Origin of the sequence: Glutamicibacter creatinolyticus, from assembly GCF_006094275.1 — a bacterium.
GTDB lineage: Bacteria > Actinomycetota > Actinomycetes > Actinomycetales > Micrococcaceae > Glutamicibacter > Glutamicibacter creatinolyticus.
The window spans coordinates 896,427-913,617 of the sequence record NZ_CP034412.1; the positions used below are offsets into that span (position 1 = coordinate 896,427).

18 protein-coding genes are annotated in these 17,191 nt (G+C 65.4%); 15 read left to right on the forward strand and 3 right to left on the reverse strand.

Annotation, left to right across the window (positions count from 1 at the left end; genetic code table 11):
- The first annotated feature begins 56 nt into the window (after positions 1-56).
- The 5 genes from dxr to GcLGCM259_RS04120 all read left to right on the forward strand — a co-directional run bounded on the left by dxr (position 57) and on the right by GcLGCM259_RS04120 (position 5,208).
- Entirely contained in the window at positions 57-1,271 is a 1,215-nt protein-coding gene (gene dxr / locus GcLGCM259_RS04100; RefSeq protein ID WP_138925855.1) for a 1-deoxy-D-xylulose-5-phosphate reductoisomerase, read from the forward strand.
- Entirely contained in the window at positions 1,268-2,608 is a 1,341-nt protein-coding gene (locus tag GcLGCM259_RS04105; protein WP_138925856.1) for a M50 family metallopeptidase, read from the forward strand. The genes dxr and GcLGCM259_RS04105 overlap by 4 nt, the downstream gene beginning before the upstream one ends.
- A 24-nt stretch (positions 2,609-2,632) precedes the next feature.
- Positions 2,633-2,935, forward strand: coding sequence for a YciI family protein (locus GcLGCM259_RS04110; protein ID WP_138173352.1), 303 nt, complete (start codon positions 2,633-2,635; stop codon positions 2,933-2,935).
- Positions 2,936-3,201: 266 nt separating this feature from the next.
- On the forward strand, positions 3,202-3,708 hold the full coding sequence (locus GcLGCM259_RS04115; RefSeq protein WP_246049761.1) for a hypothetical protein: 507 nt from the start codon (positions 3,202-3,204) through the stop codon (positions 3,706-3,708).
- A gap of 72 nt (positions 3,709-3,780) precedes the next feature.
- Positions 3,781-5,208 (forward strand): phytoene desaturase family protein, encoded by a 1,428-nt coding sequence (locus GcLGCM259_RS04120; protein ID WP_138925857.1) that lies wholly within the window; start codon positions 3,781-3,783, stop codon positions 5,206-5,208.
- A 44-nt stretch (positions 5,209-5,252) separates the two neighbouring features.
- On the opposite strand, the gene GcLGCM259_RS04125 is transcribed toward GcLGCM259_RS04120, so the two are convergent.
- Entirely contained in the window at positions 5,253-6,074 is an 822-nt protein-coding gene (locus tag GcLGCM259_RS04125; RefSeq protein WP_138925858.1) for a cytochrome c oxidase assembly protein, read from the reverse strand.
- Positions 6,075-6,082: 8 nt separating this feature from the next.
- Positions 6,083-6,595 (reverse strand): DUF2243 domain-containing protein, encoded by a 513-nt coding sequence (locus GcLGCM259_RS04130; RefSeq protein ID WP_138925859.1) that lies wholly within the window; start codon positions 6,593-6,595, stop codon positions 6,083-6,085.
- A gap of 337 nt (positions 6,596-6,932) precedes the next feature.
- On the opposite strand from GcLGCM259_RS04130, the gene GcLGCM259_RS04135 reads away from it, so the two are divergent.
- Entirely contained in the window at positions 6,933-7,445 is a 513-nt protein-coding gene (locus tag GcLGCM259_RS04135; RefSeq protein WP_138925860.1) for a DUF421 domain-containing protein, read from the forward strand.
- Positions 7,446-7,502: 57 nt separating this feature from the next.
- Here the strand turns inward: GcLGCM259_RS04135 and GcLGCM259_RS04140 are convergent, their stop codons facing one another.
- Positions 7,503-7,874 (reverse strand): DUF1622 domain-containing protein, encoded by a 372-nt coding sequence (locus tag GcLGCM259_RS04140; protein WP_138925861.1) that lies wholly within the window; start codon positions 7,872-7,874, stop codon positions 7,503-7,505.
- A gap of 301 nt (positions 7,875-8,175) precedes the next feature.
- Here GcLGCM259_RS04140 and GcLGCM259_RS04145 point away from each other — a divergent pair, with 301 nt between their 5' ends.
- The 9 genes from GcLGCM259_RS04145 (at position 8,176) to GcLGCM259_RS04185 (ending at position 16,781) form a co-directional block, all read left to right on the forward strand.
- Positions 8,176-8,730: an NAD(P)H-dependent oxidoreductase gene (locus tag GcLGCM259_RS04145; protein WP_138173342.1), complete on the forward strand. Its 555-nt coding sequence runs from the start codon at positions 8,176-8,178 to the stop codon at positions 8,728-8,730.
- Between the two features lie 240 nt (positions 8,731-8,970).
- Positions 8,971-10,137 carry a flavodoxin-dependent (E)-4-hydroxy-3-methylbut-2-enyl-diphosphate synthase gene (ispG, locus tag GcLGCM259_RS04150; protein ID WP_138925862.1) on the forward strand — a complete coding sequence of 389 codons (1,167 nt, stop codon included), beginning with the start codon at positions 8,971-8,973 and terminating at the stop codon, positions 10,135-10,137.
- A 25-nt stretch (positions 10,138-10,162) separates the two neighbouring features.
- A complete protein-coding gene (locus tag GcLGCM259_RS04155; protein WP_246049762.1) occupies positions 10,163-10,978 on the forward strand; it encodes a GNAT family N-acetyltransferase in 816 nt (271 codons plus the stop codon).
- A 115-nt stretch (positions 10,979-11,093) separates the two neighbouring features.
- Positions 11,094-11,753: a hypothetical protein gene (locus tag GcLGCM259_RS04160; protein ID WP_175419318.1), complete on the forward strand. Its 660-nt coding sequence runs from the start codon at positions 11,094-11,096 to the stop codon at positions 11,751-11,753.
- 180 nt (positions 11,754-11,933) lie between these two features.
- A complete protein-coding gene (locus GcLGCM259_RS04165) occupies positions 11,934-12,674 on the forward strand; it encodes a hypothetical protein (RefSeq protein WP_138925864.1) in 741 nt (246 codons plus the stop codon).
- 119 nt (positions 12,675-12,793) lie between these two features.
- Positions 12,794-13,552, forward strand: a complete 759-nt coding sequence (locus GcLGCM259_RS04170; protein WP_138925865.1) for a hypothetical protein — start codon at positions 12,794-12,796, stop codon at positions 13,550-13,552.
- A gap of 8 nt (positions 13,553-13,560) precedes the next feature.
- Positions 13,561-13,881: a hypothetical protein gene (locus tag GcLGCM259_RS04175; RefSeq protein WP_138925866.1), complete on the forward strand. Its 321-nt coding sequence runs from the start codon at positions 13,561-13,563 to the stop codon at positions 13,879-13,881.
- 233 nt (positions 13,882-14,114) lie between these two features.
- Positions 14,115-15,902: a proline--tRNA ligase gene (locus tag GcLGCM259_RS04180; RefSeq protein ID WP_054820847.1), complete on the forward strand. Its 1,788-nt coding sequence runs from the start codon at positions 14,115-14,117 to the stop codon at positions 15,900-15,902.
- A 90-nt stretch (positions 15,903-15,992) separates the two neighbouring features.
- Complete coding sequence (locus tag GcLGCM259_RS04185; protein ID WP_138927167.1) at positions 15,993-16,781, forward strand: TSUP family transporter; 789 nt, start codon at positions 15,993-15,995, stop codon at positions 16,779-16,781.
- Positions 16,782-17,191 lie beyond the last annotated feature (410 nt).

Consider the following 17,191-nt stretch of genomic DNA (forward strand, 5'->3'; position numbering starts at 1 on the left):
ATCACACCCCGGCCAGCTCTTTGGGCGCTCACAGCGTTCACGTCCATAATTGTTGGGTGAGCACCGAATCTGTTTTTACCCCCGCCGGGCACCCGCGCCGCGTCACGCTGCTTGGATCCACCGGCTCCATCGGCAACCAGGGCCTGGACGTCATCGCCAAGGCCCCTGAACGCTTTTGCGTCGCCGCGCTCGCCGGAGGACGCAACCTCACCCTCCTGGCCCAGCAGGCCGTGGCCTTCCGCGCCGAACTGGTCGGGTGCGCGCTGCCCGACGTGGACGCCCTGGCCTCGGCGATCGCCCAGGCCGCCGAGGCCGCCGGGGCCAGCGGCTACCACCCGCAGCTGGTCGCCGGTGAGCAGGCGGCCACCACCGTGGCCGGGTATGAGCGTGCCGATGTGGTGCTCAACGGGATTACCGGGGCCATCGGGCTGAAGCCCACCCTGGCCGCACTTCAGGCCGGTCACCTGCTGGCGCTGGCCAACAAGGAATCCCTGATCATTGGCGGGCAGGTCGTCAAGGCCGCCGCCGCCCCCGGGCAGATCGCCCCGGTGGACTCCGAACACTCCGCCCTGGCCCAGGCCCTGCGTTCGGGCACCCCCGATGAGGTGGCCAAGCTGATCGTCACCGCGTCCGGGGGACCGTTCGTCGGCTACAGCCACGAACAGCTGCGCGAAGTCAGCCCCGAGCAGGCGCTGGCGCACCCGACCTGGGACATGGGCCGGGTGGTCACCACGAACTCGGCGACCATGGTCAACAAGGCGCTGGAGGTCATCGAGGCGCACCTGCTCTTTGACGTACCGCTGGAGCGGATCGAACCGGTTGTGCACCGCCAGTCGATCGTGCATTCCATGGTCCAGTTCATTGACGGTTCGGTGATCGCCCAGGCCTCCCCGCCGGACATGCGCCTGCCGATCGCGCTGGGCATGAACTGGCCGCACCGGGTTCCCGGGGCCGCGCAGGCCTGTGATTTCTCCACCGCCGCCAGCTGGACGTTCGAGCCGCTGGATGAGCAGGTGTTCTCCGCGGTGCGCCTGGCCAAGCAGGCCGCGCAGGCCTCGGCCACGCACATGGCCGTGTACAACGCGGTGAACGAGGAAGCGGTGGACGCCTTCCACGACGGGCGCATCCGCTTCACCGACATCGTGGACACCATCGAACGGGCCCTGGAGGCCTACCAGGCGCCGCAGCAGGCACCCAGCGCCGAGCTGGTGCTGGACACCGACCGCTGGGCGCGGTCCTTCGCCGGGAACTTCATCAAGGAGCTGGCATGAACACACTCATGTTCATTGGCGGGGTGCTGGTCATGGTGGTGGCGATCGCCGCCTCGATCGCCCTGCACGAGGTGGGGCACCTGCTGCCGGCCAAGAAGTTCGGGTTGCGGGTTCCGCAGTACATGATCGGCTTTGGCAAGACCCTGTTCTCCTTCGAGCGCGGGGAAACCGAGTATGGTCTCAAGGCGATCCCGCTGGGCGGCTACGTGTCCATGGTGGGCATGTACCCGCCGCGCGCCCAGGCCGTGGCGGGCAAGAAGCCAGGGCTGATGACCCGCGCGTTCGGGCAGCTGATCGATGATGCACGCTCCCAGGCCAACGAGCAGGTGGTGGACACCGACGCGGGCCGGATGTTCTACCAGCTGCCGATCCACAAGCGGATCATCATCATGCTCGGCGGTCCGCTGGTGAACCTGGTGATCGGCTTCGTGATGATCGCGATCGTGGTGATGGGCTTCGGGGTCTCCACCGCCACCACCACGGTGTCCGAGGTGTACCAGTGCATGGCCACCGCGCAGAACGCCGACGAGGCCCAGTGCGGTGCCAACGACCGGTCCGCCCCGGCCTACGCGGCCGGGCTGCGTCCGGGGGACACCATCACCTCGGTCAACGGCCAGCCGGTGGCCCACGATGAATGGTACGAGTTGACCGGGGTGATCCGCGAGCACCCGGGCCAGAGCATCGCCCTGGAGTATGAGCGGGACGGGACCAGCCACAGCACCACGCTGTCCCCCTACTTGACCGAGCGTCCGCAGCTGGATCCCAACGGCTACCCGGTGAGCGGGGATGACGGCAAGGTGCTCACCGAGCAGGTGGGGTTCGTGGGGATGAGCTCCAGTGTCCAGAACCTGCCCCAGCCGCTCAGCGCGGTGCCGGCAGTGGTGGGCAACCAGCTGAAGCAGATCGGCAACGTCATCCTGCACCTGCCCCAGCGCCTGGTGGATGTGGCGCAGGCGGCCTTTGGCACCGAGGAACGCGACCCGAACGGGCCGGTGTCCGTGGTCGGGGTGGGCCGGATCGCCGGGGAAATCAACGCCTCGGACCAGTTGGGGCTGCAGGACAAGGTCGCCTCACTGATCTCGCTGATTGGCGGGCTGAACCTGGCGTTGTTCGCCTTCAACCTGATCCCGCTGCTGCCCCTGGATGGCGGGCACGTGGCCGGGGCGCTGTTCGAAGGGCTCAAGCGCTTCTTCGCCCGGCTGCGCGGGCAGAAGGACGTGGCCCCGGTGGACACGCTGAAGCTGTTGCCGCTGACCTACGTGGTGGTGGTGGGCATGATGATCATGGGCGGGCTCTTAATATACGCGGACATCTTCAAACCCATCCAGATCTTCTAGGCGCCGTGCCGCTACGCTGAAACCATGAAAGTTTTTGCCGTTGAATACGTGTACGCCGAAGATTCCGAAGAACTGCGCAATGAGCACCGCCCGACCCACCGCGGGTACCTGTCCGAATTCCTTGAATCCGACGGTCCGGTGCAGCTGCTGGCCTCCGGGCCGTGCCCGATCACCGATGGGGCGCTGCTGATCATGCGCGCCGAGTCGGAAGAGGCGCTGCGCAAGGTGCTGGATGAGGATCCGTTCAACAAGACCGGCGCCCTGGACAAGACCGTGATCACCCAGTGGAATCCGGTTACCGGCCTGCTGAAGGAATACTCCTCGTAGGCCACAATCCTGCCTTTCCGGTGAACCGCTGGGTGCCTGGCGCACAGGTGCGGGAAATTCCCGGCCCATCAGCAATGGTGGGCCGGGAGTCCTGTTTTAACGCCCCCGCACCCCAGGGGGAACAGCCGATGCGGGTTAGGTGGGAAAACACCGTGAAATCCTCCCGGTGGTTGGCCGGGTCCGGGCTGCCCGGTAGCGTGCGGAGCACAGAAGGGCGCATCGGCACCACCGGTGCGCCCCGGACCGACCGCGGAGGACCACCGGCCATGGCCACTGACATGCGCATCGATCAGGACAAACTGCATCAGTACCTCAGCGAGCACCTCTTGGGCTCCCGCTCCGGGCTGGAACACTTCAAGGCAGCCGTCGAAACATGGCAGGGCACGGCCAATGAACAGCGTCTGATCTCCCTGGAGAATCAGGTGCACGCCGACCAGGAGGACCTGAAGCGGATCATTGCCCAGCTGGGTTTCGAAGAGCACAAGGCCTTGAAACTCTTTGCCCCTCTCGCCTGGATCGTGGGGCGCTTTAACCCGTTCAACCCCTCCCGCATGCGACGGCTCTCGCTGGCTCAGGTGCAGCTGGATGTGCTGACCGGCCTGCTGAACGCCAAGCTGCGCATGTGGCGAACCCTGGAGCTAATGGTCCCCGAGGAGCCGCGGCTGGATCCGGAACTGCTGGCGGACCTGGCCCGGCGGGCCGAGGACCAGATCAGTCAACTGTGCGATATCAGCAATGACTCCTGGAAGGACCGCTTCATCGACAAGGGCTAGGAGCACAGCCGAGCAGGAAGCCGACCGTCCCGGTCAGGGGCGGTAAAGAACAGGAGCAGGGGAGAACGAGCAATGGTGTTGCGTGCGAACGTGGTGGGTTCTGGACCCAATGGCCTGACCGCTGCGGCGGTGCTGGCCGAGCACGGGGTGCAGGTGCAGCTTTTCGAGCGCAACGCCGTGGTTGGCGGTGCCGCCGCCTCGGGCCACACCCTGGGTGATGATGTCACCGTCGACCTGGGCGCGGCGGCGCACCCCTTCGCCTACGGCAGCCCGGCATTCGCGCATCTGGGACTGACCGAGGCGGGGCTGGAGTGGGCGTTCCACGACTACCCGCTGGCCCACCCGCTGGACGGGGCCGACTCGGTGCTCCTGCACCGGGGCATGGAGGCCACGGTGCAGCAGTTCCCCCAGGATGCGCGGGCCTGGCGGGTACTGCATTCCCCGTTCGTGCGCCGCCCTGCCGAGATCCTGCGCAACGCCACCAGCCCGCTGACCCGCATCCCGCCACACCCGGTGCTGATGGCCGGATTCGGGATGCGTGCACTGGTGCCCACCGCGCTGCTCGGCCCGGCACTGTTCCGCAGCCGCCAGGCCCGGGCCCTGTTCGCCGGGGCCAGCGCCCACTCCATGCTGCCCATGGAGCACCCCTTCACCTCCGGGTTCGGAGTCCTGTTCGGTGCGCTGGGCCAGACCTGGGGCTGGCCGGTGGCACGCGGCGGCACCGGATCCATTGCCGCGGCGCTGGAACGGGTCGTCCGCCAGCGCGGGGTGCAGATCCACACCCAAGTACCCATCCAGGACCTGGATGAGCTGCCTCCGGCCGAACTAAACCTGCTGGACATCACCCCGCGCCAGGTCCTGCAGCTGGCCGGGGACCGGCTCTCGGCCCGATACCGCACCCAGCTGGGGCGCTGGCGCTACGGCACCGCCGCCCACAAGGTCGATTACCTGCTGGACGGCCCGGTACCGTGGCGGGATCCACGCACCGCCAATGCCGGCACCGTGCACGTGGTGGGCAATGCCGAGGAACTGGTCGCGGCCGAACGCGAGGTCGCCCGGGGTCGGCTGCCCGAGCGCCCGTTTGTCATGGTGGTCCAGCCGTCCTCCGCCGACGCCTCGCGGGCCCCGGCCGGAAAGCACGTGGTGTGGGCCTATGCCCACGTGCCGCAGGGCTACCAGGGCCCGGCCGGGGAGAAGATTGATGAGCAGATTGAACGCTTCGCCCCCGGCTTCCGGGATCGCGTCCTGCGCCGGGTGGAAACGGACCCGACCGCACTGGAGGCCTGGAACCCGAACCTGGTGGGCGGGGACATCGGCGGCGGTGCACTGAACGGGCTGCAGCAGTTCCTGCGGCCCACCGCGTCCCTGACCCCGTACCGGCTTGGGGTGCCCGGGCTGTACCTGTGCTCCTCCTCCACCCCACCGGGCGGGGGAGTGCACGGCATGGCCGGATGGCATGCGGCGCGTCAGGCGCTGAAGGATTCCGGGATCCGGGTCTGAAGCGGCAGGCCTGATCGGGACAGGAGACAGGGGCAGAGGGGCCTTCAGACCGTGTCCGCGGCCGGCCGGCCCCCGGGCCTGGGACGGGTCGCGGCGTACCAGCCGATAAACAGCAGCACGATCAGGCCAACGTCCACCGCATCCCCGCCGTAGTACATCAGCTGGGCCCCAGCCCGCCCATCCGCGGCCTCCACTCCGACGGGCGGATGCGCGTACAACCACTTCGCCAGAATTGCATGGGCCGCGATGAAGCTGACCAGCACCGTGGCCCGCATCCGGAACGAGGCCCGGTGCGGATCCGGATCTCCGCCAACCACGGAGGCGGTGAACACGTACCCGGCCAGGAAGATGTGCACGTGAACCACCGCATGGAGCAGCACCGAGGAATGCATGAGGTGATACAGGTCCGTGGTGTAGAGAAGCCACAGCCCGCCGGCGTTCAGGATGCCGGCAACGAACGGATGGGTGAGCACCCGAATCGGGGCCGAGCGCAGCAGCCGGGTCACTGCCCGCGCCTGCCTCACCGGCAGGGCGCGCAGGGCCAGCGTGATCGGGCGGGCCAGCACCAGCAGCAGCGGGGCGAGCATGCCCAGCAGCAGGTGCCCGAACATGTGGGCGGTAAAACTGGTGTGGGCGGCCGTCGCCACCGGTCCAGCCAGCCCGGCCGCGGCACACAATAGCCCCGCATACCAGGCGAGCGTGCGGGGCGCCGGCCAGCGGCCGCGGTTCCGGGAGGTGATCAGCCCCGCCGCGTAACCGAACGCAGCTGCCGCCAACAGCAACACGGCCACAACCTCAAACACCTGCCAGCCCAGGGGCTGGTGGCCATGGGCTGCCAACAGGGCGGCATGGTGGGTATGTCCCATGAAACCGCCTACGTGTCCGTGCGGTGCGGCCGGGCGCGCCACAGGATCAGCAGCCCAACCAGCAGCAGCACCATGGCCGACCCAATCCAGATCGCGTCGTAGGGCAGCAGATCCACGTCGTAGCGGATCTGATGGATTCGCAGGATCTTGTGGTCCACAATCCCGTCAAAGAGCTGGAAGAAGCCCACCCCGGCGATCAACGCACCGCTCCAGCGTTTCCAATTCACTTCGCCCCGGCGCCGCACATCGGCCAGCAGGAACAACCCCCAGATGGTGATGAACCAGCCAAAGGCATGGAAGAACCCGTCGGCGGTCAACGCGACCTCGGTGGTGGACAGGTCATAGAAGTGATGCCACTGCAGCCCGAGGTGAAAGATGAACAGGTCGATCATCGAGGCGGCGATGCCGCAACCGAAGAGGAACCCGGAAAGGATGGTGCGCCGGGCGGGGTTGATGCCACCCCGGCCCTTCCCAGAGCGTGCCGGCGCACCCCGGCGGTCATTTGCCTCAGCACTGGACATCAGAAAACCTCCGCTTTGGTGTCAGACCATGCCATTGTGTCCCCCACGGGAACCTGCCCACCCTCGAATCTGCGTGCCGCCTGCCTAGAGCTGTCGCGCCGACTGGCAACCGATGGCGCACCCCTTTCCATTTCCCACCGCTGCTGTTACGTCCCGGCCGCAGCCACTTTGCTCCAGGACGGCTCCGTGCACCGCGGCATCCAAGACCCTAAGAATCCTCGCGCCGGCAACCGGAAACCGCAATGGGGCCGCACTGTTTCCTCGGGGACCTTCAGGCAACGTTCCGTACCCTCCTCGGAGGCGGGCAGGTCCTCAGCGGACATGGCATGAATGGACCATGGACTGGAATTCACTTTTGGCCCCGACCCTGCCCTTGCTGGAGGTGGTGGTGCGCGGAACCATCATCTTCCTTGCCTTGCTCATCCTGATGCGTTTGGTCGGTCAGCGGGAATCCGGGGGCCTGGGCATCACCGACGTGCTCTTGGTGGTGCTGGTGGCCCAGGCGGCAGCCCCGGGACTGAACGGCGAGGGGGAGTCGATTGGGGACGGACTGATCCTGATCGTCACGATGCTGGTGTGGAGCGTCATTGTTGATGCGCTGGCTTATCGTTTCCCCTTCGTCGCTCGACTGCTCAAGGCCAAGCCGAAGCTGCTGATCAAGAACGGCAGGCTAAACCGGAAGGTCATGCTCCGAGAATTCATGACCCGGGCGGAAGTGGAATCACAACTGCGTCTGCACGGGATTGAAGAAGTTGGGCAGGTTGAACGGGCCTATGTGGAACCCAACGGGATGATCAGCATCGTCCGCCGTGACGGAGCGGAAAGCGAACCCTCCGACCCGCCCTTCTGATCAAGACTCCTGCCGTCCACTGATCCCCGTCGCGGACTGGATGCGGCGCTTCACGCCTCAGGCGGCGTCCGGTTCGGCTTCTGCGCCTCCTGGCCGCTTCTGCCAGGGCCAACGCCCGGTAATCTCCAATTCCAGCGACCAGCTGAGGAAGGTTCGGATCAGCACAATCGCGGCGAGCACCGCAACGCTTTCCATGGACGGGGTGACCGCCACGGTGCGAATGATGTCGGCCGCCACCAGCAGTTCAAGGCCCAGCAGGATGGAGCGCCCCAGAAACTGGCGGAACTTTCGGTAGACCTCGCCCTCGCGGCGTAGCAACCGGGTGGCGGCGAAGAGCGCGGCCAGCAGCGTGCCGATAATAACGGCGGCAACGCCGACGGCATCCACGGCCCGCCCCGCGGAATCGATGAAGTGTTGAAAGCTGTCCATGTTTTCCTCCTGGTGTCGGATCGGTTCTTGTCCCTTACCGTAGGACTCCGGCAATGCCGGCGAAATGGGTTCAAAGGTTCTCCGAAGTTGGGAGCAGAGTGGTCCCCAGGGGCAGGAGCACGGAACGCTCAGTCCCCTGGCAATCCACCCGCAAGCCGGCGCGGGGCGGAAACCAGAACGCTGGCCGTGTCCAGCGTCACAGCCCTCAAACGGAATGCAGTACGGAAGGGTACTGTTTAGGTAGTTGAAGCGTCATCAGTATGACGCGGTGTTCTAGCTTCACTATCTAAGGAGACGCCCTATGGCGACCAAGGTCCTGACCCTTGTCGGTTCCCTGCGCAATGGATCCACCAACCGCCAGCTGGCCGAGGCCACTGTCGAAAACGCCCCGGAAGGCGTGGAAGTCAGCGTGTATTCCGGCCTGGAGAACCTGCCGTTCTACAACGAGGACAAGGACGTCGAGGGCCAGGTTCCCGCCGCCGCCGCGGCCCTGCGTGCCGCAGTGGCCGAGGCCGACGCCCTGCTGGTGGTTTCCCCGGAGTACAACGGAACCATGCCGGCCGTGCTGAAGAACGCCATTGACTGGCTCTCACGCCCCTTCGGCGCCTCGGCGGCCACCGGCCTGCCGACCGCAGTCATCGGCACCGCCTTCGGGCAGTACGGTGGCGTGTGGGCCCAGGATGAGGCCCGCAAGGCCCTGGGAATCGCCGGCGCCAAGGTGATCGAGGACATCAAGATCGCCATCCCGAACTCCGTCGTCCGCTTCGCCGAGACCCACCCGAAGGACGACGCCGAGGTGGCCGAGCAGGTCTCGGGCATGCTCAGCGACATCCGCCGCATCGCCGAAGCCAACTAGTTTCCCTCCAGGCCGTTTCCCGGCCCGCGGGCCCGACCTACCCTTTCGGGCCCACCCCCTGCGTCCCCCGCCAATACGTTGAAGGCGGGGGACGCGTTCGTACCCGGGCGGCTATCCCGGGCCCCGGGCCGATGCGTGCACCGGTGCCCGGGTGGTTTAGCTCGCATCCGTACCCCTTCGGGCGCAGACAGTGACATACTTGGACTTGAGAACTACCTACAGATCCTTCGGAGGCCTCCATTGACTTCGGTCAAACTCGGCATGCCGGCTGCACCCCCGCCGGTCATCGCCCCCCGTCGCAAGACCCGTCAGTTTAAAGTCGGCAGCGTGGGCATCGGGTCGGACTCGCCAATCAGCGTCCAGACGATGACCACCACCAAGACGCATGACATCAATGCGACCCTGCAGCAGATCGCGGAGCTCACGGCTGCCGGCTGCGACATTGTCCGGGTGGCCTGCCCCACCGACAAGGACGCCGAGGCGCTGAAGATCATCGCGATGAAGTCGCAGATCCCGGTCATCGCGGACATCCACTTCCAGCCCAAGTACGTTTTTGCCGCCATCGAGGCCGGCTGCGGTGCGGTGCGCGTGAACCCGGGCAACATCCGCAAGTTCGATGACCAGGTCAAGGAAATCGCCCAGGCCGCCAAGGACCACGGCACCTCGATCCGCATCGGCGTCAACGGCGGATCCCTGCACCCCAAGCTGCTGAAGAAGTACGGCAAGGCAACCCCGGAGGCGCTGGTTGAGTCGGCGATCTGGGAAGCCTCCCTGTTTGAGGAACACGGTTTCCACGACTTCAAGATCTCGGTCAAGCACAGCGACCCGGTGATCATGGTGCGCGCCTACCAGCTGCTGGCGGAATCCGGGGACTGGCCGCTGCACCTGGGCGTCACCGAGGCCGGCCCGGCATTCCAGGGCACCATCAAGTCCGCGACCGCCTTCGGCGCCCTGCTCTCGCAGGGGATCGGCGACACCATCCGCGTCTCGCTCTCCGCCCCGCCGGTGGAAGAGGTCAAGGTTGGCAACCAGATCCTGGAATCGCTGAACCTGCGCCCGCGCAAGCTGGACATCGTCTCCTGCCCGTCCTGCGGACGCGCCCAGGTGGATGTCTACGCGCTGGCCGACAAGGTCACCGCCGGGCTGGAAGGCATGGAGGCGCCGCTGCGCGTGGCCGTCATGGGCTGCGTCGTCAACGGGCCGGGCGAGGCCCGCGACGCCGACCTCGGGGTGGCCTCCGGCAACGGCAAGGGCCAGATCTTCGTCAAGGGCGAGGTCATCAAGACCGTGCCCGAGGATGAGATCGTGGAGACCCTGATCGAAGAGGCGCAGCGAATTGCCAGTGAGATGGGCGTGAACGATGGCGAAAATCCTGCCGCGGGTTCTCCCGTGGTTACCGTCAGCTAAGGACGAAGCCGACCAGGTAACGCGCGTGCTGGGCCGGAGCGATACCCCGGCCCTGCTCGCGATGCTGGATGAAGATCCGGTCACCAACATTTTCCTGCGGGCGCAGCTGGACCAACACCGTTCGGCTGCGCCTGACAGCTTCGCCCAGATCTTCGCGCCCAAAAATCCCGGGGAACTGAGCAATGCGTGCTGGGTGGGCGCCAATATCGTGCCCACCGCCATGCACTACACCTACGCCCAGGCCTATGCGCGTCGGGCCTTGGCCACCCGGCAGCGTTTCGCCTCGGTCTTCGGCCCGCGCGAGGCGGTAATGGCCATGGAGCCGGTGCTGTCCACCGGACCTCAGCGCATTTTTGACGTGCGCGCCAACCAGCCGCTGATGACTATCGAAGACCTTTCCCCGGTTCCGCCGGCCACCACGCTGCGCACCGCCACCCTGCAGGACTTCGATTTGGTGCTGCCCGCCAGTGCGGCAATGTTCGAAGAGGAATTGGGCTACTCGCCGCTGGAAAGCGGGGGAGGGTACTACCGCAGCCGGGTGCGCAACATGTTGCGCCAAGGCCACACCTTCTTCGATGTGGACCAGTACGGAGAGGTGATCTTCAAGGCGGACCTGGGCACCGTGACCGCCAAGGCCACCCAGATCCAGGGCGTGTGGATCAACCCCCGCTACCGCGGGCAAGGGCTGGCCGCCGGATACATGTCTGCCGTGGTCAACCACGCGCTGAGCTTCGCGCCGGTCGCGAGCCTATATGTCAATGACTACAACACCGCGGCGATCCGCAGCTACGAGCGCGTGGGTTTCCGCCAAATTGGCACGTTCGCGACCATTCTGTTCTAACCTTTATTGAGGCGAATTGGCGCGCCCAAGGATATTTTCAGGAGCCGTGAATCATGAGGCGAAAGGCTGGGCAATGAAACTGCGCAGGGGACGTCGCTTCACGGTGCTATCCCTGATGGTGGCATTAACCGCGACAATGGCCGGCTGCAGCGCGGAGCCGACCGACGCCGCCGAAGGCGGTTCCCAGGCGGCGGCCATTGAACGTTCCGCGAGCCAGATGCACGATGCACTGAACGAATTTTCCCAGGGGGCCAATGACGCTCACCTCATCGACGACGAAGAGCTGCGCCGCACCATTCCTGCCGCCCAGAGCTGGCTAAAGGACATCAAGGTCAACCCCGCTGAATGCGGCCCGATCATGGACATCCCCCTGGCTGAGCAGCTGGCCGGCGCCACCATGGCACTGCTGGAAACCGATGAGGGCACCGTGGCCGCTGCTGCCTTCAAGGACACCCAGAGGCTAAAGGACCAGCTGGCCAAGGACGATGAATTGTCCAGCAAATGCACCCGATACACGGTGCTGCGCGGGGACAAGCACGTGGCCTATCACCTGGCCAAGCAGCCGGTGTCCTCCGGTGCCGAGTATTCCCGCGCCCACCTGCTCACCAGCAGCGATGGCTCGGCGGCCATGCAGCAGATGGTGGTGCGCGCGGCCCACGGCAACCTGATGGTCACCATCAGCCAGCCACTGGATAGGAAAAACCAGGCGCAGCAGCTGGAACAGGCGACCGAAGATGCCGATCGGGTGCTGGAGCTGGTGCGCAACCAGCAGTAGCCGAGAACCGCAGACCCGCAGCGGGCAGGGCGTGGTGGCGTGCCGCTTCAATTCAAATGCATGGAATGAATCGATCCGAGCGGCAGAAAAATCTCGAAAAAGTTCGCGTCACGAGTTTTATTTCCAATCATTATTCTAATAGACTGCTCGGGAACGATCATCTAACTTGAGGGAGTAGCCATGAAGAAGCGTTCGCTGATGATTCTGCCGCTGGCAGCCGCATTTGCCCTGTCCGGTTGTGGAGGATCCGACAACAGCGGATCGAACGATTCCGCGCCCGCCGACCCAGGCCAGGCCCAGAGTCAGCCGGCCAACGAGGCCCCAACCCTGGACGGCGCGCAGGTCAAGACCGTGGCCGAATCGATGGTGGAGGGCGAGGAGAAGGCACAGGTGCTCGACGGGGACACCATCGCCGCGAACATGCCCCAGGCCAAGAAGATGATCGATGAAATGAAGATCGAGCCGGCCAAGTGCGCCGAGGTGATCGCCGAGCAGAGTTCCTGGGACGTAGAAGGCATCAACATGGCGGTCGCCACCGTTGTGGACGGCACCAACGCCAAGAGCTACTCCGTAGCCTCCTATGAAGATGACGCCAAGCTGGAGGCCGCCCGCAAGGGCGCCGAGTCCAAGGACCTGAACGGCTGCGACAGCTTCTCCATGGAGGCCCAGGGCCAGAAGCTGACGGCTTCGGCAGAAATCCTTGACGGCACCTCGGACGCAGAGCTGACCGTGGTGACCAAGACCAATGTCGCCATGGACGGAGTGGACGTGCCGATGAACAGCATCAGCGTCCAGGCCCTGGATGGGCGCACCGCCATCTCGGCCAGCGCCTCGGGCGACGTGAAGGACAGCCAGGACCTGATCGACTCCCTGATCAAGGACGTCAACAAGGGATTGGCGGAGGCCAAGAACGTCAAGTAACCTAGTGCAGCCGGATTTCGAGTCGTTCAACGACAAGGAATCCGGCTGACCACCCGGCTTCACGCTGTTCGCGGCGTGCCCGGCCCGGGCAGGAAAATCAACCACCCAAGGAGTTCGCAGTGCAGAAGCGCTCAATGATGATCCTGCCCCTGGCCACAGCGTTCGTGCTGGCAGGCTGCAGCGGTACCGTGGAATACGGCAGCGGTGTCGCGCCCACGGCCAGCACAACCCAGTCCCCGGCGCCCGTCTCATCGGAAAATTCGATTCTGAGCGATGAGCAGGCCATGAAGGTCGTTGAACAGTTGCTCGGGGACGCCGAAGGCGCCCACATCCTGACCACCGAGGAACTTAGGGCCCAGTCCCAGGCCATGAAGCAGCAGTTCGACGGGGTGCAGATTGAGCCGGCCAAGTGCCGTCAGGTCCTGACCGGCTCCTCGCTTAGCGACCTGGGTGCCTCCACCCAAGTCGTTGGCACCTCCCAAACCGCTTCCTCCAGCCGCACCTATCAAGTGATCTCACTGGATGACACCAAGCTGGACACCGTGCGGCAGCTGCTGCAACCCGACAGCTTCGACGGGTGTGAACAGGTCACCGAACACGTCAAGGGGCAGGACATCGAACGGCAGATCAAAACGCTGCAGACCAACCTCGCTGCCGACCAGGCATCCGCCTTCCAGCTCACCACCACCGGTCCGCAGGGCAGCAACACCACCGCCGTTGCGGTATCCGTCCAGGGGCTGCACGGCAACGAGTACGTTTCGGTCACCGATGTCGTCATGAGCACCCATGGTGGTGAGGAAGTCGACGTTCAACAGGTGCTTTCCTCACTGACCAAGAACGCCAACAAGGCTTTCGCGGCGCTTGAGTCCATGCGCTAGGACCCGCGGTGGCTCCGGCGCACATCCAAGTCAAGACCCACTGGCTCAACGGGTGGTTCATCGGTCTCTTCGCCCGTCCGTTCGTGGTGGTTGACCATATGGAATACGAGACAGCCTGGGGCAGTTCGCTGCGCGTTACCATCCCGTCCGGTACGGTCTGCATCGGCGCCGGGATTCGGTACACCCGTCCGGGCCAACTGCTTGGCCGTGTGCCGCAACAACGGACCGTAACCCCCACGCACCAGGAATCGGCACAGCTGCAGATCATCTTTCGCAACGGATCCTGGAACCATTCCCCCTTCGCCGTTGCCCGGTGGCAGCAGCGCTAGGGAAAGAACCCCGGAAGCAATGCGCCAAGCCGTTTCGCAGCTCGGAACAGCGGCCGAAAGCGCGGTACCGGGCCCGTCATGCCCAACAAGGCAATGTGTTTGGGGCCGGTGTGACCGGCTAAGATTGTTGGTGGCCGTCAAATCGGCCAAACCCACAAGATTTGCATTGCTAAGTTCATGGCCCACCGGTCACTCCGGTCGAGGTGTGCAACTTACGGAAAAGGATACGACGCGTGGTTTTGAAGCTTTCCACCATGTTCCTGCGCACCCTGCGCGAAGATCCGGTTGACGCCGAGGTTGCCAGCCACAAGCTGCTGGTGCGTGCCGGTTACATCCGCCGTGCCGCCCCGGGAATCTACACCTGGCTGCCGCTGGGCCTGAAGGTGCTGGGCAAGGTCGAAAACATCATCCGCGAGGAAATGAACGCCATCGGTGGGCAGGAAGTGCACTTCCCGGCGCTGCTGCCGCGCGAACCCTACGAGCAGACCGGGCGCTGGACCGAATACGGGGAGGCGCTCTTCCGGCTCAAGGACCGCAAGGACGCGGACTACCTGCTGGCCCCGACCCACGAGGAAATGTTCACCCTGCTGGTCAAGGACCTGTACTCCTCGTACAAGGACCTGCCGGTGTACCTCTACCAGATCCAGCACAAGTACCGTGATGAGGCCCGCCCGCGGGCCGGCCTGCTGCGTGGGCGCGAGTTCATCATGAAGGACTCCTATTCCTTCAACATCGACGACGAGGGCCTGGACGAGGCGTACGCCGCACACCGCGCCGCCTACCTGAAGATCTTCGAGCGCCTGGGCCTGGAAGTCGTTCCGGTCTATGCCCAGGCCGGAGCCATGGGCGGGTCGAAGTCCGAGGAATTCCTGCACCCCACCGAGATCGGCGAGGACACCTTCGTGCGCTCCCCGGGTGGCTACGCCGCCAACGTGGAGGCCGTGACCACCGTGGTGCCCGAGTCCATCGACTACGCGAACGCCGAACCCTTCGAGGTGCTGGACACCCCGGACACCCCGACCATCGAAACCCTGGTTGCCGCAGCGAACCAGCTGCGTCCGCGTGCCGAACGCGAATGGGAAGCCAAGGACACCCTGAAAAACGTGGTGCTGGCGATCGTGGACCCCGAGGGCGAACGCCACCTGGTCGTCCTGGGCGTGCCCGGGGACCGGCAGGTCGATGAAAAGCGCGTGGAAGCCACCATCGGCGCGGCGCTGGGCATCAACGGAGAGGTGCAGGTCGAACAGGCCAGCGCCGAGGACCTGAAGAAGCACCCGGAAATCGTCACCGGCTACCTGGGCCCCGGCCTGGGCCGCGACCAGCAGCTGCTGGGCGCCGAAACCAGTGGGAAGATCACCTACCTGGTTGACCCGCGCGTGGTTCCCGGCAGCGCCTGGATCACCGGGGCCAACGAACACGGCAAGCACGTGTTCAACCTGGTTGCCGAGCGCGACTTCACCTGGGACGGCACCATCGAGGCCGTCAACGTGCTGGACGGGGACCCGGCTCCGGACGGCTCCGGGCCGCTGAGCACCGAACGCGGCATCGAAATGGGCCACATCTTCCAGCTGGGCCGCAAGTACGCCGAGTCCCTGGACTTGAAGGTGCTGGACTCCAATGGCAAGCTGCAGGTGGTCACCATGGGCTCCTATGGTGTGGGCGTCACCCGCGCGGTCGCCGCCCTGGCCGAGTCCTACCACGACGAGAACGGGCTGACCTGGCCCCGGCAGATCGCCCCGGCCGACATCCACTTGGTGGTCACCGGCAAGGGAGCCGAACTGATGCAGGCCGGCGCGAAGCTGGCCGAGGAATTTGAGGCGGCCGGGCTGGATGTTATCTTCGATGACCGTCCCAAGCTCTCGGCCGGCGTGAAGTTCTCCGACGCCGAGCTGATCGGCGTGCCGACCATCGTGGTGGTCGGTCGCGGCCTGGCCGACGGGCTGGTGGAGGTCAAGGACCGGGCCACCGGCGAACGGCGCGACGTGAAGCTTGATGAGGTCGTCGCCGAACTGAGCAAGTAGCGTTGCCACCCCGGCGGGAAGGCACCCGCCGGGGTTAATTCGATAGCAACTTCGGTAAGGAAGCAGCGCGTGCAAGAGCTCCTTGATTTCCTGTCGGTCAACTCCGAACCGGTCGCCGCCTGGCCGCTGGCCCTGCTGCTCCTGGCAGGGTTCGCCGCCGGGTGGGTCGACGCGGTGGTCGGCGGCGGGGGACTGATCCAGCTGCCCGCGCTGCTGCTGTTTCCGGGCATCACCCCCGTCCAGGCGCTGGCCACCAACAAGCTCGGCTCCATCTTCGGGACCACCACCAGCGCCATCACCTACTACCGGCGCACCAGCCCGGATCTGAAGACCGCCATCCCCATGGCCCTGTGCGCGCTGGTTGGCGCGTTCGGCGGGGCCGGGATCGCGGTGATCCTGCCCACCGAACTGATCGAACCGATCATCATCGCCGCGCTGGTGGCGGTGCTGATCTTCACCATCGCCAAGCCACGGGCTGGGGAGCTGTCCCAGCTGAAGTACACCGGAAGCGCCCACTACCTGCGGGCGGTGCTGATCGGGGTGGTGATCGGGGCCTATGACGGGATGATCGGCCCGGGTACCGGTTCGTTTTTGATCATCGCGATGGTCACCGTGCTCGGCTACAGTTTCCTGGAGGCCTCGGCGAAGGCCAAGATCGTGAACCTGGCCACCAACCTGGGGGCGCTGCTGCTGTTCCTGCCCGGCGGGCACGTACTGGTGGGCCTGGGCCTGGCCATGGGCGTGATGAACATGCTCGGCGGCTACTTGGGCGCGCGGATGGCCATCTCCAAGGGCAGCAAGTTCATCCGGGTGATCTTCGTGATCGTGGTGGCCGCGCTGATCATCAAGCTCGGTTCGGATCTCATCCTCGGAAAATAGGGCGCCGGGTCACCAGACCATGCGGCCGCGGGCAAACCCAGCATGGGGGCAGTAGCCGCTTAAAGAGGTGGACCCATTGTCCTCCCGCATGAAGCGGCGGGATGACAATGGGCCAAGGCTTCCTCCCCCAAAGAAGCCCGATCCGGTTCGTGGCGTACTGCTGCGATGCACCCGTGAAGGGCGCCCGTCTGAGCGGTGAAGACCTGCCAAGTGAACCCGATCCTCATTGGGCAACCAGGCGAAGGATCTGACCTGGCCGCCGAAATGGTGCCGGGAACGCCCCATACCGATCCCGGTGTTTGATCATTTCCCTTTCAGCTTGACTGATTCACAAGCATTTTTCGTCATACCAGGACGGTATCTTTCCCTTCCCGGGTTGCAGAGGCCACCGGGCAGGGGGACAGGCCAGG